The 17,596-nt window shown below is 71.1% G+C and carries 16 protein-coding genes; 11 read left to right on the forward strand and 5 right to left on the reverse strand.

Annotation, left to right across the window (positions count from 1 at the left end; all coding sequences use genetic code 11):
* The first annotated feature begins 113 nt into the window (after window positions 1-113).
* Genes AC1MLT_RS16695 through AC1MLT_RS16715 form a run of 5 tightly spaced genes read left to right on the forward strand, consistent with a single transcriptional unit; the run spans window position 114 to window position 5,356 of the window.
* On the forward strand, window positions 114-1,160 hold the full coding sequence (locus AC1MLT_RS16695; protein ID WP_481035144.1) for an amidohydrolase family protein: 1,047 nt from the start codon (window positions 114-116) through the stop codon (window positions 1,158-1,160).
* A 43-nt stretch (window positions 1,161-1,203) separates the two neighbouring features.
* Window positions 1,204-2,151, forward strand: a complete 948-nt coding sequence (locus AC1MLT_RS16700) for a hydroxymethylglutaryl-CoA lyase (protein WP_481035145.1) — start codon at window positions 1,204-1,206, stop codon at window positions 2,149-2,151.
* Window positions 2,144-3,370, forward strand: a complete 1,227-nt coding sequence (locus tag AC1MLT_RS16705) for a CaiB/BaiF CoA transferase family protein (RefSeq protein ID WP_481035146.1) — start codon at window positions 2,144-2,146, stop codon at window positions 3,368-3,370. Before AC1MLT_RS16700 ends, AC1MLT_RS16705 begins: the two co-directional genes overlap by 8 nt.
* 4 nt (window positions 3,371-3,374) lie before the next feature.
* Complete coding sequence (locus tag AC1MLT_RS16710; RefSeq protein WP_481035147.1) at window positions 3,375-4,358, forward strand: Bug family tripartite tricarboxylate transporter substrate binding protein; 984 nt, start codon at window positions 3,375-3,377, stop codon at window positions 4,356-4,358.
* Window positions 4,359-4,384: 26 nt separating this feature from the next.
* Window positions 4,385-5,356, forward strand: coding sequence for a Bug family tripartite tricarboxylate transporter substrate binding protein (locus AC1MLT_RS16715; protein ID WP_481035148.1), 972 nt, complete (start codon window positions 4,385-4,387; stop codon window positions 5,354-5,356).
* 36 nt (window positions 5,357-5,392) lie between these two features.
* Here AC1MLT_RS16715 and AC1MLT_RS16720 read toward each other — a convergent pair whose 3' ends face one another.
* A complete protein-coding gene (locus tag AC1MLT_RS16720) occupies window positions 5,393-5,908 on the reverse strand; it encodes a hypothetical protein (protein ID WP_481035149.1) in 516 nt (171 codons plus the stop codon).
* 312 nt (window positions 5,909-6,220) lie between these two features.
* Between AC1MLT_RS16720 and AC1MLT_RS16725 the strand changes: the two genes are divergently transcribed.
* The gene (locus AC1MLT_RS16725; RefSeq protein WP_481035150.1) at window positions 6,221-7,996 is read left to right on the forward strand and encodes an alkaline phosphatase D family protein; all 1,776 of its coding nucleotides are present in this window, start codon (window positions 6,221-6,223) and stop codon (window positions 7,994-7,996) included.
* Between the two features lie 149 nt (window positions 7,997-8,145).
* Window positions 8,146-8,352 (forward strand): hypothetical protein, encoded by a 207-nt coding sequence (locus AC1MLT_RS16730; RefSeq protein WP_481035151.1) that lies wholly within the window; start codon window positions 8,146-8,148, stop codon window positions 8,350-8,352.
* Between the two features lie 225 nt (window positions 8,353-8,577).
* Here the strand turns inward: AC1MLT_RS16730 and AC1MLT_RS16735 are convergent, their stop codons facing one another.
* Window positions 8,578-9,477: a LysR family transcriptional regulator gene (locus AC1MLT_RS16735; protein WP_481035153.1), complete on the reverse strand. Its 900-nt coding sequence runs from the start codon at window positions 9,475-9,477 to the stop codon at window positions 8,578-8,580.
* A gap of 172 nt (window positions 9,478-9,649) precedes the next feature.
* Between AC1MLT_RS16735 and hglS the strand changes: the two genes are divergently transcribed.
* Complete coding sequence (gene hglS / locus AC1MLT_RS16740; RefSeq protein WP_481035154.1) at window positions 9,650-11,053, forward strand: 2-oxoadipate dioxygenase/decarboxylase HglS; 1,404 nt, start codon at window positions 9,650-9,652, stop codon at window positions 11,051-11,053.
* 68 nt (window positions 11,054-11,121) lie between these two features.
* On the opposite strand, the gene AC1MLT_RS16745 is transcribed toward hglS, so the two are convergent.
* The gene (locus AC1MLT_RS16745) at window positions 11,122-12,288 is read right to left on the reverse strand and encodes a mandelate racemase/muconate lactonizing enzyme family protein (protein WP_481035155.1); all 1,167 of its coding nucleotides are present in this window, start codon (window positions 12,286-12,288) and stop codon (window positions 11,122-11,124) included.
* A 104-nt stretch (window positions 12,289-12,392) separates the two neighbouring features.
* Between AC1MLT_RS16745 and AC1MLT_RS16750 the strand changes: the two genes are divergently transcribed.
* Window positions 12,393-13,292 carry a LysR family transcriptional regulator gene (locus AC1MLT_RS16750; RefSeq protein WP_481035156.1) on the forward strand — a complete coding sequence of 300 codons (900 nt, stop codon included), beginning with the start codon at window positions 12,393-12,395 and terminating at the stop codon, window positions 13,290-13,292.
* A gap of 138 nt (window positions 13,293-13,430) precedes the next feature.
* Complete coding sequence (locus AC1MLT_RS16755; protein ID WP_481035157.1) at window positions 13,431-13,856, forward strand: universal stress protein; 426 nt, start codon at window positions 13,431-13,433, stop codon at window positions 13,854-13,856.
* On the opposite strand, the gene AC1MLT_RS16760 is transcribed toward AC1MLT_RS16755, so the two are convergent.
* Complete coding sequence (locus AC1MLT_RS16760; RefSeq protein ID WP_481035158.1) at window positions 13,849-14,427, reverse strand: hemerythrin domain-containing protein; 579 nt, start codon at window positions 14,425-14,427, stop codon at window positions 13,849-13,851. The genes AC1MLT_RS16755 and AC1MLT_RS16760 overlap by 8 nt on opposite strands.
* 155 nt (window positions 14,428-14,582) lie before the next feature.
* On the opposite strand from AC1MLT_RS16760, the gene AC1MLT_RS16765 reads away from it, so the two are divergent.
* Window positions 14,583-15,089: a universal stress protein gene (locus AC1MLT_RS16765; protein WP_481035159.1), complete on the forward strand. Its 507-nt coding sequence runs from the start codon at window positions 14,583-14,585 to the stop codon at window positions 15,087-15,089.
* On the opposite strand, the gene AC1MLT_RS16770 is transcribed toward AC1MLT_RS16765, so the two are convergent.
* On the reverse strand, window positions 15,083-17,593 hold the full coding sequence (locus AC1MLT_RS16770) for a cation-translocating P-type ATPase (protein ID WP_481035161.1): 2,511 nt from the start codon (window positions 17,591-17,593) through the stop codon (window positions 15,083-15,085). The genes AC1MLT_RS16765 and AC1MLT_RS16770 overlap by 7 nt on opposite strands.
* Window positions 17,594-17,596: the final 3 nt, after the last annotated feature.

A 17,596-nucleotide genomic window follows, 5' to 3' on the forward strand; every position in this document is an offset into this window, starting at 1 on the left:
ACGGCGCCAGGCCAGAAAGAGACTAAAGTTCTCTCAAGCAGAACATAATTCTATCAGGTAGAACAGAGAGGCAGGTTGCGATCCCGCGCGGGACGACCTCTCCGGAGACCCGCATGACCCCTTCCTCGAACCAATCCCCGGCGCCGGCGACGACGGGCAACTACCTGAGCGTCAGGCCCGAGTGGCTGGCCCTGCACCGGGAGGAGGTCCTGGAGCCCGGGCTGCCGATCATCGACGCGCACCATCACTTCTACGACCGGCCGGGCTGGCGCTATCTGAACCCCGAGTACGTGGAGGACGCCGGCTCGGGCCATCGTGTGATCGGCTCGGTCTACATGCAGGCGCTGACCCGCTATCGCGTCGATGGCCCCGAGGCGTTCCGCCCGGTGGGCGAGACGGAATTCGTCGCCGCCACGACCCCGCCCGCAGGCACCGAGGGCGTGCGGGTCGCCATGGGCATCGTCGGCCATGCCGACCTGCGCCGGGGTGCCGATGTCCGGGCGGTGCTGGAGGCCCACCTCGAAGCCGGCGGATCGCGCTTCCGTGGCATCCGGCACCTGACGACCTGGGATGCCGATGCGTCGCTGGTCAATCCGCTGACCGCCGCGCCGCGCGGCCTGCTGCTCGACGCCACCTACAGGCGGGGCGTGGCGCAACTCGACGAACTCGGCCTGTCCTACGACGCCTGGCTGCTGTCGCCCCAGCTGCCCGAGCTGCTGGACCTGGCGCGCGCCTTTCCCGGCCTGCCGATCGTCATCAACCACTGCGGCGGCATCGTGCGCATCGGTGCCTACGCGCAGCATCGGGAGGAGACCTTCGACGACTGGTCGGCATCGATCCGCGCCCTGGCGGCGCTGCCCAACGTCTTCATGAAGCTCGGCGGCCTGGGCATGCGCATCAACGGCTTCGGCTTCGAGACGCTGCCCACGCCCGCGACCTCGGCCGAGCTGGCCCAGCGCTGGGCACCGTGGATGCAGACCTGCATCGAGGCCTTCGGCGCCGAGCGCTGCATGTTCGAGAGCAATTTCCCGGTCGACAAGGGGTCGTACAGCTACACGACCTGCTGGAACGCGTTCAAGCGGCTGTGCGGCGGCGCGACCGCCCACGAGAAGCAGGCCTTGTTCGAAGGCACGGCACGCCGTGTCTACCGCCTGGGCTGACGGCCCGCATCCGCCCTTCATCACCCCCTCTCCGGAGACTCCCATGCCATCCCAGGATTCACGAGCACCCGACGTGCTCATCAGCGAGGTCGGTCCGCGCGACGGCCTGCAGTCGGTCAAGGCGACCATGCCGACGGCCGCCAAGCTGCGCTGGATCGACGCCCTGTACGCCGCCGGCGTGCGCGAGATCGAGGTGGCCTCGTTCGTCCCGGCCCGGCTGCTGCCGCAGATGGCCGATGCCGCCGAGGTCGTGCGCCACGCGCTCACGCTGAGCGGCCTCACCGTCATGGCGCTGGTGCCCAACCGCCGGGGCGCCCAGGCCGCGCTCGACGCCGGCGTGCACAAGCTCACCATGCCGGTGTCCGCCAGTGCCGCGCATTCGCTGGCCAACGTGCGCAAGACGCGCGAGGAGATGATCGAGGAGGTGCGCGCCATCGCCGACCTGCGCCGCGACATCGCGCCGCACGTGAAGCTGGAGGCCGGCATCTCCACCGCCTTCGGCTGCACGCTCCAGGGCGACGTGCCCGAGGACGAGGTGATCTGGCTGGCGGCCCGCTGCATCGAGGCGGGCGCCGACGAGTCGGGCCTGTCGGACACGGTGGGCTATGCCAACCCGGCGCAGGTCCGGCGCCTGTTCCGGCGCCTGCGCGCCGAGATCGGCGGCCACGCGGGCGCGGCCCACATGCACAACACGCGCGGCCTCGGACTGGCCAACTGCCTCGCCGCGTACGAGGAGGGCGTGCGCACCTTCGACTCGTCGCTCGGCGGCCTGGGCGGCTGCCCGTACGCGCCGGGCGCCTCGGGCAACGTGGTGACCGAGGACCTGGTGTTCATGTTCGAGGCCATGGGCGTGCGCACCGGCATCGACATCGAGGCGCTGTTCGCGGCGCGGGCGCCGCTCGTCGAGGGCCTGCCGGGCGAGCCGGTCTACGGCATGACGCCCGAGGCCGGCGTGCCCAAGGGCTTCGTCCAGGGAGCCGTCCATGCATGACGCGAACCCTGCCGACGCCACCCCCGCCGCCGCGACCCCCAGGCCGCTGCCCTACGCCGGCGTGCGCGTCATCGAATTCACCCACATGGTCATGGGGCCGACCTGCGGCCTGCTGCTGGGCGATCTCGGCGCCGAGGTGATCAAGGTCGAGCCGATCGATGGCGACGTCACCCGCAAGCTGCTGGGTTCGGGCGCCGGCTTCTTCCCGACCTTCAACCGCAACAAGCTGAGCATCGCGCTCGACCTGAAGCAGCCCGAAGGCGTCGAGGCCGCGTTGAGACTCATCGCCACGGCCGACATCGTGAGCGAGAACTTCAAGCCCGGCACCATGAAGAAGCTCGGGCTGGACTACGAGACGCTCAGGAAGCTCAATCCGCGCCTGATCTACATCAGCCACAAGGGCTTCCTGCCGGGACCGTACGACCATCGCACGGCGCTCGACGAGGTGGTGCAGATGATGGGCGGGCTGGCCTACATGACCGGCCGCGCCGGCGATCCGCTGCGCGCGGGCACCAGCGTGAACGACATCATGGGCGGCATGTTCGGCGCCATCGGGGCCATGGCGGCCCTGCGCCAGCGCGAGCTGACGGGGGAGGGCTGCGAGGTGCAGTCGGCGCTGTTCGAGAACAACATCTTCCTGGTGGCGCAGCACATGATGCAGTTCGCCGCCACCGGCAAGGCCGCCGATCCGATGCCCAGCCGGATCTCGGCCTGGGCGGTGTACGACGTCTTCACGGTCAAGGATGGCGAACAGATCTTCCTGGCCGCCGTCAGCGACAAGCAGTGGGCGATCTTCTGCAAGGCCTTCGGCCTGGAGGAGATGCTGGCCGATCCGCGCCTGAAGTCCAACAACGACCGCGTCCGGGCCCGCGACTGGATGATGCCGATGCTGCGCTCGCATCTGGCCGGGCGCAGCGCCGCCGAGCTGGCGGCGGTGTTCGAGGCCAACGAGCTGCCCTTCGCGCCGATCACCCGGCCGCAGGACCTGTTCGACGACCCGCACCTCAACCAGAGCGGCGGACTGGCGCCGATCCGCATGAACGACGGCTCGCGATCCAAGGTGCCGCTGCTGCCCTTCACCCTCGGTGGCGAGCGGCCCGGCATCCGCCTGCAGCCGCCCCTCATGGGCGAGCACACCGCGCGACTGCTGCGCGAGGCGGGCTACAGCGATGCCGACATCGACGCCCTCAGAGCCCAGCGAATCATCTCCGGAGACTGACCCCTTGACCCCTTGCTTCACCACCCTCCGCCGCGCATTGCTGCTCGGCACGGCCGCCCTGGCCTGCGGCTGTGCGCTGGCCCAATCGAGCTGGCCGGATCGCCCCATCAAGCTCATCGTGCCCTACACCGCCGGTGGCGCCACCGACATCGTGGCGCGCCTGATCGCGCAGAAGACCACCGACGACACGAAATGGGTGTTCGTGGTGGACAACCGCGCCGGTGGCGCCGGCAACATCGGTCTGGACGTGGTGGCCAAGTCCAAACCCGACGGCTACACGATCGGCATGGGCCAGACCGCCAACCTGGCGATCAACCCGACGCTGTTCCCGAAGATGGCCTACGACGCGCTGAAGGACTTCGCGCCGATCGCGGTGGTGGCCTCGCAGCCGGTGGCGCTGGTGGTGCGCGCGGACGCGCCCTGGAAGTCGCTGGCCGAGCTGGTGGCCGCGGCCAAGGCCCGGCCGGGCGAACTCAAGCAGGCCCTGGCGAGCACCGGCACCCTGGGCCACATGGCGGGCGAACTGCTCGCGAGCAAGGCCGGCTTCAAGGTCCTCAACGTGCCCTACAAGGGCGCGGCGCCGGCCATCACCGACCTGCTGGGCGGCCAGACCGACTTCATGTTCGCCACCCCGCAGGCGGCATTGGCCATGATCAAGGGCGGCAAGCTGCGCGCCCTGGCCGTCAGCTCCAGCCGGCGCCTGCCCGTGATGGCCGACGTGCCGACCGTGGCCGAGACCTACCAGGGCTTCGAGGCGCTCGACTGGAAGGCCCTGGTCGCGCCGGCGGGCACGCCGGCGGACATCGTCAGGAAGCTCAACGCGGCCGTCGACAAGGCCCTGGCCCGGCCCGACACGATCGCGCAGCTGCACGCCGAAGGCAGCCTGCCCGTGGGCGGCAGCGTGGAGAGCGCGGCCAGGTACCTCAAGGCCGAGCACACCCTGTGGGGCGGCATCGTGCGCAGCACGGGCGTGAAGCCGGACCAGTGAATCCCCCTTTTCCGATCGGAGACCCCATGAAGAAGATCCTCGGCCGCGTCTGCGCGGCGCTGGCGCTGTCGGGCGCGCTCGTCCCCGTCCTGGCCCAGACCTCCTGGCCGGATCGCCCGGTGCGCCTCGTGGTGCCCTATTCGCCCTCTGGCACCACCGACTACGCGGCGCGCCAGATCGCGCAGAAGCTCAGCGAACAGACCGGCAAGTCGTTCTACGTGGAGAACAAGGTCGGCGCGAGCGGGACCATCGGCTCCGACTACGTGGCCAAGGCCGCGCCCGATGGCAGCACCTTCCTGATCAACGACACCACCTACGCGATGCTGCCGCATCTGTTCAGGAAGCTGCCCTGGGACCACGCCACCGGGCTGGTGCCGGTGACGCGGATCGTCAACACGCCGCTGGTCGTGATGGTCGGCGGAAACTCGCCCTACAGGACCATGCAGGACCTGCTGGACGCGGCCCGGAAGAATCCGGGCCAGCTGACCTTCGGCTCCGGCGGCGTCGGCAGCTCGACCCACCTGGGTGGCGAACTCCTCGAGCAGAACGGCAAGCTCTCGCTCACGCACGTGCCCTACAAGGGTGCCGGCGAAGCCATGCTGGGGGTGGTGTCGGGACAGGTCGACGTGCTGGTGACGGCGGCGCCGACGGCCATCGCCCAGGTCAAGGGCGGCAAGGCGCGGGCCTTGCTCGTGACCTCGCCGCAGCGCCTGGCCGCGTTGCCCGACGTGCCGACCAGCGCACAGGCCGGACTCAAGGACTTCACGGCCACCAACTGGTTCGGCATCGCCGCGCCCAAGGGCACGCCGCCGGCCATCATCGACCGGATGCAGGCCGAGGTGGCCAAGGCCCTGGCCTCGCCCGACCTGGCCAGGCGCTTCGCCGATCAGGGCGCCGACGTGGCGGTCATGGCGCCGGCCGAGTTCCAGGCCTATGTGCGCAGCCAGGTCGAGGACTGGGGCAAGGTCATCAAGGCCGCCGGCGTCCAGGCCGAATGAGGACCCGGGCCGTTGCCCCGTTCAGGGACGACGGCCCTACTTGCCATCGCGATCGGAATCCCCCGGCACCGCCCGCTCCACGCGGTCGCTGACGCGATTCCAGGCATCGCGCGTGGCGTGCTTGGCACGGTCCCAGTCCAGCGACGACGATCCCCGCGCGCTGTTCCAGTCCCGCCCGAGATCCGCTTCCACGTCGTCGAACTGGCGGTCCGGATGCCGTGAACGGGCATTGACGCCATAGCCATAGGCCGGACCGTAGTCGTCGTAGGTCGAGCCGCTGCCGACGTACGAACGCGTCGCGTAGTTGTCCTTCCAGTACGCGTCCTCGGCGACGGGGTCGGCGGCGACGGACTTGCCCGTGAGCGCCCCCGCCACCACGCCGACCGCGGCGCCCACGAGGGCGCCCACGGGGCCGGTCATGCCACCGATCGCCGCGCCGGCGGCCGCGCCGCCCGCGATACCGCCCACCGCGCCGCCCACGGCGGCACCGACACCGGTCGCCGTGCCATCGCCGGTCTTCCGATCGTTGCGGTCGTCGTTCATGTCGTTCATGGTCTTTGTCTCCAAGGGGTTGATGGAATCCCGACCGTCGTCGCGTCGCTCGGCGCTGCCAAGGGCGCGGGTCCGACATGGCGGAAAGCCATCGCGAACAATGCCTGTGCGGTCCCGCCTACGTGGCGGGCGTGGGCATTCACACCGCATTGCATCGCTCTTGTCGATTGAGCAATCCATCACACGAAGCCGCAGTCCGATGGATTTCGCGATGGTCGATCCACCGCATTTATCCTGCACGCTCACTCCCCTCGCATCGAGTCGTCGAAGGACCGCTCGGACAGAAGAATCCATATCCCCACGAGGTCACTCATGCAATTCCCCCCTGGTCGAAAGGACCGCGATGGCGTCGACGACGACGCCCTGAAACCCGTTGCGATCGCGCGCGTCGCCGATGGCGGCCGCCGCTCGCTGATGCGCAGCGCGGTGCTGTTCGCGATGTTCGCGAGCGGGGGGCTGAGCCTCTCGGCCTGCGGCGGAGGTGGCGACGGGGGCGGGGGCGCGAGCGGCGCCGACGGCGGTGGCGGCCGCCCGCCCGAGGGCTCCGCCACGGTCTTCAAGCATGGCGTGGCCAGTGGCGATCCGCTTGCCGACCGGGTCATCCTCTGGACCCGCGTGACCCCGGCGGCACCGGGCAATCTCAGCGTCGACTGGGAAGTGGCCAGCGACGCGGGCTTCGGTGTGATCGTCGCGCGCGGGAGCGCCCTCACGGGACCGGACCGCGACTACACCGTCAAGGTCGATGCCTCGGTGCTGCAGCCGGGCAGCGTCTACTTCTATCGCTTCGCGCTCGGCGGCGACCGCTCGCCCGCGGGTCGCACCAAGACCCTGCCGGTGGGCGGCGTGGCGCAGGCCCGGCTGGCGGTGGTGTCGTGCGCCAACTTCCCGGCCGGCTATTTCAACGTCTATGCCGAGATCGCCGCGCGCACCGACCTCGACCTGGTGCTGCACCTGGGCGACTACATCTACGAGTTCGGACCGCTCGGCTATGCCTCGCAGCTGGCGATCGCGCTGGATCGCGTGTCGTCGCCCGATCGCGAGATCCTCACCCTGCAGGACTATCGGCAGCGCCATGCGCAGTACCGCACCGACGAGGACCTGCGGGCGATGCATGCCAGCCTGCCGATGATCGCGGTCTGGGACGATCACGACCTGGCCGACAACGCCTGGTCCGGTGGCGCCGGCAACCACGACGAGGCCACCGAAGGCGCCTTCGCCGCGCGCCGCGCCGCCGCCGTGCAGGCCTATCACGAATGGCTGCCCACCCGGCTGCCCGATCCCGCCAATCCGCTGCGCATCTATCGCTCCTTCGACATCGGCACCCTGGCGTCGCTGCACATGCTCGACACGCGGCTCATCGGCCGCGACAAGCAACTCGACCTGGACGAGTACCTCGCGGGCGAGGCGGCATCGCCCACGCGCCAGCTGCTCGGCGCGGCGCAGGTCGACTGGCTGGCGGGCCGCATGGCCGCCTCGGCCGCCACCTGGCAGGTGCTCGGCCAGCAGGTGCTGATGACGCGCATGGCCCTGCCGCTGAGCGTGGCCAGCGCCATCACGCCCGAGACGCTGGGCGCCTACCTGCTGGCGCTGTCGACCCCGGAGGTGGCGCGCAGCGACAGCCAGAAGGCCCTGATCGCCCAGCCCAAGGCGCCCTACAACCTCGATGCCTGGGATGGCTATCCGGCCGCGCGCGAGACCGTGCTGGGCCTGGCGCGCGACCAGGGCAAGAACCTGATCTCGCTGGCCGGCGACACCCACAATGCCTGGGCCGGCGACCTGACCGACATGGCCGGGCGCCGCGTCGGCGTCGAGTTCGCCGTGCCCTCCGTGTCCTCCCCGGGCTTCGAGCGGGTGCTGCCGCTGATCGCCAACGACGTGCTCTCGGATGGCTTCCGGCGCATGGTCGACGACCTGCGCTATGCCGAGACCAGCAAGCGCGGCTATGTGGTGCTGACGCTGACCCCGGGCGAGGCGCGCAGCGACTATGTCGAGGTGAGCACGATCCTCAGCCGCGACCATTCGGCCAGGGTCGCGCGCACGTTGCGCGTGCTGCCCGGCGCGGGCAACCTGCAGGTGCTCGGCGGTTGATCCGCATTCGACGCCGGATGCATTCACGCGGGATTCAGACAGGCTCCGGATACTGGGCGTGGCCATCCGAGCGTGATCCATGCATCGCGCGCCGCGACGAGGATCGACGCCGTCGATCGCGCGGTGCCGATGGCGTCCATGGAGTCCGCATGACAGTGTCCGATCGTCGCGTGAAGGTCCAGCTCGGTGTCGTCTATGTCGTCGAGGTCCTGGTCCATGCCGCCGAGGGTCGGTCGCCACCTGAACCGCTGGTGCCGGGCTACGCGCTGTTCGATCTCCACGACCGGCAGTTGAGCACGGAGTTCGCCTTCTTCAACGACGCCCTGGTGGCCGCCAGCGCCATGGGACTGGCCTGAGCCGGACCCGTCGGCATGCATCGACGCGAGTGCGCATCGGTGTTCGTCGATCAGTAGCCACGCGCTGGGTCGTAGAGGCCTTCGAGGGTGTCCGCGCGCTCGAACGCCACGCGTCCGCCGCCGCCACCCGGGTGAGGAACCCGATGTCCAGCCGAGACGACTGGGTGCCCGGATCCTGCGCGCCGATGCCCTCGGCGGCCAGCGACCGCGGCAAACGGTGCGCGGTCAGCCGGTGTCGCTGCGTGCCACGTCGATCAGCCAGGCGCGGAAGGCCTCCAGCGGCGCATGGCCGGCGCGGTTCGATGGCCAGGCCAGGTAGTAGCAGGCGTCGCTCGGCACCGTCGCGTCGATGGCCAGCACCAGGTCGCCGCGCTCGAGTTCGGCCCGAACCAGGAACTGCGGCAGCAATGCCACGCCCAGTCCCGAGATGGCGGCCTGCGCGGCCAGCGCGAACTGGTCGACCCGCATGCCGGGCGCCTCGGTCACCGCGATGCCCATGGCCTCGAACCAGCGTTCCCAGGCATCCGGCCGGCTCTCCAGGTACAGCAGGGGAGCGCTCAGGAGGTCGCGTGGCGTCGCGAAGGCATGGCGCTCGCGCAGGCCGGGACTGCAGGTGGGAGCGACCTGCTCGCTCATCAGCAGGTCGAGCTCGGCGCCCGGCCAGTGCGGCGCGCCGAAGTGGATCGCCGCGTCCATCGAGCCGGACTGGAAGTCGAAGGGCTCCGGCCGCGTGCTCAGGTTCAGGGTGACGCCCGGATGGCGGGCGAAGAAATCGGGCAGCCGGGGCGCCAGCCAGCGCGTGCCGAAGGTCGGCAGGATGCCGAGGTTGAGCGTGCCGCCCTGGGGATTGGCGCGGAAGCCCAGCGTGGCGCCGGAGATCTGGCGCAGCGCCTCGCGGATCTCGCGCGCATAGGCCTCGCCCGCCCGGTTCAGGAACACCGTCTGCCGCTCGCGGACGAAGAGCTCGCCGCCCAGCAGGTCCTCGAGCTGGCGGATCTGCCGGCTCACCGCGCTCTGCGTCAGGTGCAGCTCGGCGGCCGCGGCGGTGAAGCTGCGATGCCGGGCCGCCGCCTCGAAGGCGCACAGCGCGGCCATCGGCGGCAGGAAACGTCGGGACATGGCCATGGCGAGGTCATTCTATTGGCTCATCAAGTAGCGTCGATTCATCGTTTGACCGGCATCGCCGTCGTTCACAGAATGACAACCGTGGTCGGCCAGGCTGTGAGATCGGGGAATGAACCGCCCGACATCTCGCGGGAAGGTCCGGCCCCTCCGACGCTCGCCCCTCAAGGAACCCATGTCCGCCTCCCACGCCGTCCTCGTCGCGCCCGACGCCATCCGCTCCCGCTTCTCCGGCGCCATGTCGGAGATGTACCGACGCGAGGTGCCGCAATACGGCACCCTGCTGGACCTGGTGGCGGACATCAACGCCCGGCACCTGGCCGAGGCGCCCGGGCTGGAGGCCGCCCTGGCGCGCGCCGGCGACCTGGAGCGGCTGCATGTCGAGCGCCATGGCGCCATCCGGCTGGGCAGCGCGCGGGAGCTGTCCCAGGCGCGGCGCATCTTCGCCGTCATGGGGATGCGGCCGGTGGGCTACTACGACCTCTCGGTCGCCGGGGTGCCGGTCCACTCGACGGCCTTCCGGCCGATGACCGACGAGGCCCTGGCGGCCAATCCGTTCCGGCTCTTCACCTCGCTGCTGCGCCTCGAACTGATCAGCGACGTCGCGCTGCGCGAGGAGGCCGCGCGCATCCTCGCGCGGCGCGCCATCTTCACGCCGCGCGCGCTGGCGCTGACGGCGCTGGCCGAGTCGGCGGGCGGCCTGACCGATGGCGAAGCCGACGAGTTCGTCGCCGAGGTGCGCGAGACCTTCCGCTGGCATGGCGAGTCGACCGTCGACGCATCCACCTACGCGCGGCTGCACGACGCGCATCGCCTGATCGCCGACGTGGTCTGCTTCCGGGGGCCGCACATCAACCACCTCACGCCCCGCGTGCTCGACATCGACGCCGCGCAGGCCGGGATGCCCCGGCGCGGGATCGCGGCCAAGGATGTCGTCGAGGGCCCGCCGAGGCGCCGCCATCCGATCCTGCTGCGCCAGACCAGCTTCAAGGCATTGCAGGAGACCGTGCGCTTCGCCGGCGCCGACGAGGCCGGGCGCCACACCGCGCGCTTCGGCGAGATCGAGCAGCGTGGCATGGCCCTCACGCGGGCCGGCCGCGCCCTCTACGACCACCTGCTGGCCGGCGTGCGCGATGCCGCGCCGGCCGCTGCGGCCGGCACGGCATACGACGCGCGCCTGGCCGCTGCCTTCGGCGCCTTTCCGGACGATCTCGAGACGATCCGCCGCGACGCCCTGGCCTTCTTCCGCTACTACCTGGTGGCCGACCATCCGGCGGCCGGGGCCGGGGCGAGCCGCGATCTCGACACGCTGGTGGCCGCGGGCGCCGTGCGGGCCGAGCCGATCGTCTACGAGGACTTCCTGCCGGTCAGCGCCGCCGGCATCTTCCAGTCCAACCTGGGCGGCACCGAGCAGCGCAGCTACCGGGCCAACGAGGCCCGCGAGGCCTTCGAGCGCGATCTCGGCGCGCCGGTGCTCGACGAGTTCGCGCTCTACGAGGCGGCCCAGCAGCGCTCGATCGACGCGGTCCTGGCCGCGCTCGACGCGCGCGACCGGGCCGCCGCGAGGGCGGCGGCGTGAACCGGTCGGGTTCGCGGTGGCATCGATGCCATGGCCCCCTCGGGTGGGCCCCGCCACGGTGACCGATGTCAGGCCGACAGGGCCCGCATCTCGCGGTACAGGTCGGCCTTGCCCTCGAAGCCGATGCCCGGCAGGTCGGGCAGGGTGACGAAGCCGTTCTCGACCTTGACGCCATCGGGGAAGCCGCCGAAGGGCTGGAACAGGTCGGGATAGCTCTCGTTGCCGCCCAGCCCCAGGCCGGCGGCGATGTTGAGCGACATCTGGTGGCCGCCGTGCGGGATGCAGCGGCTGGCCGACCAGCCGTGCTCCTTCAACATGTCCAGCGTGCGCAGGTACTCGACCAGGCCATAGCTGAGCGCGCAGTCGAACTGCAGCCAGTCGCGGTCCGGGCGCATGCCGCCATAGCGGATCAGGTTGCGCGCGTCCTGCATGGAGAACAGGTCCTCGCCCGTGGCCATGGGGTTCTTGTAGAAATTGCGCAGCGCCGCCTGCAGCTCGAAGTCCAGCGGGTCGCCCGGTTCCTCGTACCAGAACAGGTCGTACTGCGACAGCGCCTTGGCGTAGGCGATGGCGGTCTCCAGGTCGAAGCGGCCGTTGGCGTCGACGCACAGCTTCTGGCCGTCCTGCAGCACTTCCATGATCGCGTCGATGCGCCGCAGGTCCTCGTCGAGCGAGGCGCCGCCGATCTTCTTCTTCACCACCGTGTAGCCGCGGTCGATGTAGCTGCGCATCTCGTCCTGCAGCTTCCCGTGGTCCTGGCCCGGGTAGTAATAGCCGCCGGCGGCGTAGACGAAGATCCTGCGGTCGGGCCGGCCGTCGCCGTAGCGGTCGGCCAGCAGCTGGAACAGCGGCTTGCCCTCGATCTTGGCGACCGCGTCCCAGACCGCCATGTCGATGGTGCCGATCGCCACCGAGCGCTCGCCATGGCCACCGGGCTTCTCGTTGGTGAACATCGCGTTCCAGATCCGGTGCGGATCGAGGTTGGTGCCGGCGTCGTCGACCAGCGAGGCGGGGTCGGCCTCCATGACGCGCGGGATGAAGCGCTCGCGCATGAGCTTGCCCTGGCCATAACGGCCATTGGAGTTGAAGCCATAGCCCACGACCGGCTCGCCGTCGCGGATCACATCGGTGATGACGGCCACCAGGCTCAGGGTCATCTTGCTAAAGTCGATGTAGGCGTTGCGGATGGGCGAGCTGATGGGCAGGGTCTTCTCGCGGATTTCGACGATCTTCATGGCGGTCTCCAGGACGGTTCGAGGGAAGGACCGGATGGTCGTCCGGATCGATCCGCCCGGCCAATGCTCATTTCCTCAACTTCCATGCGCTGGACGAACCGCCCATGAACCTGATCTGGCTCGACGACTTCATGGCGCTGGCCGCCACGGGCAATTTCTCGCGCGCGGCCGAGGAGCGGCACAGTTCGCAGCCCGCCTTCAGCCGCCGCATCCGGGCCCTGGAGGAATGGCTCGGCGCCGACCTGTTCGATCGCGACTCGCAGCCGGCCCGGCTCACCGAGGTCGGCCACTGGTTCGTCGGGATCGCGCAGGACCTGATGCTCCGCGTGACCCGCATCCCCGAGGACGCCCGCAGGATCTCCGAAGCCAGTTCCATCACCTTGCGCATGGCCTGCACGCACGCGCTGTCGACGACCTTCTGGCCGCGCTGGATCCGCAGTCTCGAGACCCGCATCACCCTGGGGCCGACGCAATTGCGCTCGGATGTCCTGGAACGCTGCGAATTGCTGATGGCGCAGGGCAAGGTGCAGTTCGTGCTGAGCCATGCCCACCCCGAGGTCCCGGGCGAACTCGACCGCGAGCCCCACCGGTCGATCCGCATCGGCGAGGACCTCCTGATCGCCGTGTCGGCGGCCGATGCCGACGGCCGGCCGCGCCATGCGCTCGCGCGCGCCGCCGGCTCGCGGGTGCCGGTGCTGCTCTACACCGACGAGTCCGGCCTGGGCCGGATCATGCGGACCTTGATCCGCCAGAAGCTCGACGCCCTGGCCGGCCCGGTGGCCTTCACGGCGCATCTGGCGTCGCTCCTGCGCGCCATGGCGCTGGAAGGCCGTGGCGTCGCCTGGCTGCCGCTGACCCTGGTGGCCGAGGACCTGGACCAGGGCCGCCTCGCGCGTGCCGCGGACGACGACTGGAACGTGCCGCTGGAGATCCGGCTGTATCGCGACCTCGAGCCGATCGGCAGGACCGCCGAGGACTTCTGGCGCGTGGCCGCCGACGAGTGAGGCGCCGCGGCCGCCGCCGGGCCGGCAGGCACCCGATCGGTCGAAACCTTGATCTCGATCAGCCGCCGCCACCTGCTCGCGCCCAAGAATGGACCCAGCCCGCACGGGCTGGCCATTCTTCCAACGGAGCATCACATCATGAGAATCCTCGTCGCCACCGATGGCTCGGCACCCGCGCTGCGGGCCGTCGAATACGCCATCCAGCTCGACCGGCGGCTGCGCACGCGCGACCGCATCACGCTCATCAGCGTGCACGACGACACGGCGCTGCGCCATGCGCGTTCGCTGGTGGGGCGCGCGGAGGTCGACGACTACCTGCGCGAACTCGGGGAGAAGGACGTCGAGGCCGCCCTCCGGCTGCTCGACGAGGCCGGCGTGGCGCACGACGTCGAACTGCGCATCGGCCACGTGGCGCAGGAGATCGTGCGCTGCGCCGACCAGGGCGCCTTCGACCTCGTCGTCGTGGGCGCCAAGGGGCGCGGCGCGATGGCCGACCTGCTGCTGGGCTCGGTGGCGCAACGCGTGCTGGCCCTGTCGGGCAAGCCGGTACTGGTCGTCAAGTAGGCCCGGGCAGCAGGCAGACGATGCGCGCGAACAAGCCGTCGTAGACGGCATCGGACGCTTGGCCGGCCAGGGCGTCGCGGTTGCGCGCGAAGGCCTCGTCGAGCTCGTCCCAGTCGTCCCGCGTCAGCACGCGCTCGGCCAGCGGCAGGATCTCGCGCTCCTCCAGCGCCATGTGACGCAGGTAGAAGTCGGCATAGTCGTCGACCGCCATCTCGAAGGCCCGCCGGCGGGATTCGCCCAGCATGTCGAAGGCCAGCAGCGCGTGCTCGACGTGGCGGATCCGGCGTTCGCCCCAGGCGTGGTCGTGATCGAGCCGATCGAGCAGTTCGCGCGCGAGCGGCGTGCGCGCGCGCAGCTTGGGGAACAGCACCTCGCTCTCCCTGCGGTGGTGACGTTGCTCGGGGAATTCGTCGACATAGAAGAGCATCGCACGCAGGAGCGCGAAATCGGGCGCCGTGCCCTCCCGGCGATGGCGTTCGAGCAGCATCACGAGGGCGCGCAGCACGGCCCTGAGCGCGGCATGTTCCCGGCGGATGGTCGTGAGGGCGTCGTGGGTGGAGGTGGCGGGCATCTGCATCTTCGGAGGGTCGCGCATCCGGCGCCGCGCGAGCTTGCTCCATGTCAAGCCACCGCGTTCCGCCGGGCCGGGAGTTTGATCGGCATCAGGGCGCGGGGCCGCCCGGCTGCGCAGACTGGACCCTTTCCATCCACGTCAGGGAGCACATCATGTACAGCAGGATCCTCGTTCCGGTCGACGGCAGTTCGACCTCGCGCCGGGGGCTGCGCGAAGCCATCCGGCTGGCCGGACTGATCGGCGCGCGCCTGCGGCTGGTCCACGTCATCGACGAACTCTCCTGCGCGCTCGCCATGGACGCATACGCCGGCCCTTCGGGCGACTGGCTCGGCGAACTGCGCGGCACGGGCGAGCGGCTGCTGGCCGAGGCCAGGGACCAGGCGGCCGACGCCGGCGTGCCGGCCGACTGCGTGCTGCTCGACAGCTTCCGCAGGTCGGTGCACGAGCAGGTGATCGCCGAGGCCGTGGCATCGGACGCCGAGCTGATCGTGCTCGGCACGCATGGACGCCGCGGCCTGGGCCGCTGGGTCATGGGCAGCAGCGCCGAGCACATCCTGCGCCACTCCCCGGTCCCGGTGCTGCTCGTGCGGGCGCCCGAGGCCGCCCGGGCCGAGGCGGAACGTTTCACCGTCCCGGCGGGCCTGCGGCCTCCTCAGTGAATCCGTGGCGCCGTGGCGCCGGGGCCATGGCGGTGGGCGAGCTGCCAGGCGGCCCAGAGCGCCGGCGCCAGCACCGCCCAGGCCCAGGGCGAGGACTCGGCGGGCAGGCCCAGCAGCGCGCCGGCGCCGGGTGCCAGCATCAGGGCCAGCCAGATCAGGCAGACACCGACGATCAGGGCATTGAAGACCGGGTTGGTCGCCAGGCGGGCCAGCCCCGCCGCCCGGAACCACACCAGCAGCAGCAGGTTGCCCAGCACGATCGATCCCAGGCTGGCGCGGCGCAGCTCCTCGACGCTGGCGTCGCTCCACAGGCGCAGGGCCCCCTGGACCGCGGCCACCCCGGCGAAGGCCAGCAGGCCCAGGGCCAGCGCGCGGATGGCCGTGGCGAGTGGAAACAGCCGCTCGTCGCGGGGCCGGGGCGGCACCCGCATGCCGTCCTCGGGCGCCGCCTCGGCTTCGAAGACCAGCGAGCAGGCCGGGTCGATCAGCAGCTCGAGCAGCACCACGTGCAGCGGCAGCAGCAGGACCGGCCCGCCCAGGACCACCGGCATCAGGGCCACGCCGACGATGGGGACATGCACCGCGAACAGATAGCCCAGGGCCTTGCGCAGGTTGAGGAAGATGCGCCGGCCGGCGCGCACGGCTTCGACCAGGGAGGCGAAGTTGTCGTCCAGCAGGACCAGGGAGGCGGCTTCCCGCGCGACGTCGGTGCCGCGCCGCCCCATGGCGACGCCGATGTCGGCGGCCTTCAGCGCGGGCGCGTCGTTCACGCCATCGCCGGTCATCGCGACGACGTCGCCCTGCTGCTGCAGCAGCTGCACGATCCGCAGCTTCTGCGCCGGATCGATCCGCGCGAACACGCTCACCTCGCGCAGGCAGCGGCCGAGCGCGATGTCGTCCAGCGCATCCAGCTCGGCGCCGGTCAGCACCCGGGCCGCCGTGTCGTCGACCAGGCCGGCGTCGCGGGCGATCGACCGCGCCGTCAGCGCGCCGTCGCCGGTGATCATGATCACGCGCACGCCGGCGGCGTGGCATTCCTCGATGGCGGCGGGCACCTCCGCGCGCAGCGGATCGGCGAAGCCGAGCAGGCCGAGTGGTTCGAGGCGCGGCGCCGGGGGCAGCGCGGCATCGGCGCCGGGGCCGGGGCCGGCGGCGCAACCCTCGGCCACGGCCAGCACCCGCAGCCCCTGGGCGCTCCACCGGTCGGCGGTCTCGCGCAGTCCGCGCAGCGTGTCCGCGTCGGCGTCGCAGCAGGCGAGCACGGCTTCGGGGGCGCCCTTGACGACCACGTGACGGGACGCGCCCCGCGGCGCGTTCCACCAGTGGATCACCATGGGCGAGCCGGCGCGGATGCCCCGGTGCGGTCCGGGCGTCCAGCCGGACTCGTCCGCCTCCAGTCCGGCCGCCCGGGCGGCGGCGCGCACCGCCTGGTCCATGGGTTCGATGCCCTCCGGTCCGCTCGCGCGGCGGGCGCCGGCCAGCAGCCGGCGCAGGCCCGGCGCCTGGATCCCGCCGCCCGGCTCGATGCTCTGGTCGCCATCGTGCAGCGCGACGAGCGTCATGCGGTTGTGCGTCAAGGTGCCGGTCTTGTCGACGCACAGGACCGTGGTGGTGCCCAGGGCCTCGATCGCCTGGGGCTGGCGCGTCAGCACGTTCAGGCGCGCCAGGCGCCAGGCCCCGATCGCCAGCATCACGCTCCAGACGACGGCGAATTCCTCCGGGATCAGCGACATCGCCAGGGTCAGGCCGACCAGCAGACCCTGCGTCCACGAGCCATCGCGCTGCGCGAAGACGGCCGCCGCGGCCAGGCAGGTGAAGGCCGCCAGCCAGGCCACCCCGACCACCAGGCGCCGCAGTTCCCGCTGCAGCCGGCTGTCGCGTGGCGTCAGCAGGGCGATCGAGCCGTGGATCGCTCCCAGCAGGGTGTGGGCGCCGGTGCGCGCGACCTCGGCCGTGCCCTCGCCCTGCACGACCAGGCTGCCGGCGAAGAGCCAGCCGCTGTCGCCGGCCCCCCCGGGGGACTTGTCCAGCGGCACCGGTTCGCCGGTGCGCTGCGATTCGTCGACGCGCAATCCGGCCGCTTCCAGCAGGCGCGCGTCGACCGACAGGCGATCGCCCTCGTTGACGATCAGGCGATCCCCACGCACCACGTCGCGACTGGCGATGCTCAGCATCCGGCCCTCCCGCACGACCGTGCAGCGCGGACTCGACAGGTCCTTCAGTGCCTCCAGCACGCGTTCCGTGCGCCGTTCCTGGAACACCGTGAGGCCGCCCACGAGCAGCACCGAGACCCCCAGCAGGGCCGCATCGGTCGCGCTGCCGAGCAGCGCGTAGAGCGCCGCCGTCGCGATCAGGAGCAGGAACATCGGTTGCGTCAGCACGCGAGCGACGAGGCGCGCCAGCGAGCCGCCGGGCGCCGCCGGCAGCACGTTCGGGCCATCGCGGCGCAGGCGTCGCGCCGCCTCGGCGGCATCCAGGCCCTCGGGCAGCGGGGCGGCCGGCACCGG

It is taken from the genome of Variovorax sp. PEI5 (assembly GCF_056679935.1).

Coding starts and splice junctions, on each gene's coding strand:
- AC1MLT_RS16730 (WP_481035151.1), top strand. CDS start 8,146: ATGACAGTGTCCGATCGTCGCGTGAAGGTCCAGCTCGGTGTCGTCTAT.
- AC1MLT_RS16725 (WP_481035150.1), top strand. CDS start 6,221: ATGCAATTCCCCCCTGGTCGAAAGGACCGCGATGGCGTCGACGACGAC.
- hglS (WP_481035154.1), top strand. CDS start 9,650: ATGTCCGCCTCCCACGCCGTCCTCGTCGCGCCCGACGCCATCCGCTCC.
- AC1MLT_RS16755 (WP_481035157.1), top strand. CDS start 13,431: ATGAGAATCCTCGTCGCCACCGATGGCTCGGCACCCGCGCTGCGGGCC.
- AC1MLT_RS16715 (WP_481035148.1), top strand. CDS start 4,385: ATGAAGAAGATCCTCGGCCGCGTCTGCGCGGCGCTGGCGCTGTCGGGC.
- AC1MLT_RS16695 (WP_481035144.1), top strand. CDS start 114: ATGACCCCTTCCTCGAACCAATCCCCGGCGCCGGCGACGACGGGCAAC.
- AC1MLT_RS16705 (WP_481035146.1), top strand. CDS start 2,144: ATGCATGACGCGAACCCTGCCGACGCCACCCCCGCCGCCGCGACCCCC.
- AC1MLT_RS16745 (WP_481035155.1), bottom strand. CDS start 12,288: ATGAAGATCGTCGAAATCCGCGAGAAGACCCTGCCCATCAGCTCGCCC.
- AC1MLT_RS16700 (WP_481035145.1), top strand. CDS start 1,204: ATGCCATCCCAGGATTCACGAGCACCCGACGTGCTCATCAGCGAGGTC.
- AC1MLT_RS16765 (WP_481035159.1), top strand. CDS start 14,583: ATGTACAGCAGGATCCTCGTTCCGGTCGACGGCAGTTCGACCTCGCGC.
- AC1MLT_RS16750 (WP_481035156.1), top strand. CDS start 12,393: ATGAACCTGATCTGGCTCGACGACTTCATGGCGCTGGCCGCCACGGGC.
- AC1MLT_RS16735 (WP_481035153.1), bottom strand. CDS start 9,477: ATGGCCATGTCCCGACGTTTCCTGCCGCCGATGGCCGCGCTGTGCGCC.
- AC1MLT_RS16760 (WP_481035158.1), bottom strand. CDS start 14,427: ATGCCCGCCACCTCCACCCACGACGCCCTCACGACCATCCGCCGGGAA.
- AC1MLT_RS16720 (WP_481035149.1), bottom strand. CDS start 5,908: ATGAACGACATGAACGACGACCGCAACGATCGGAAGACCGGCGATGGC.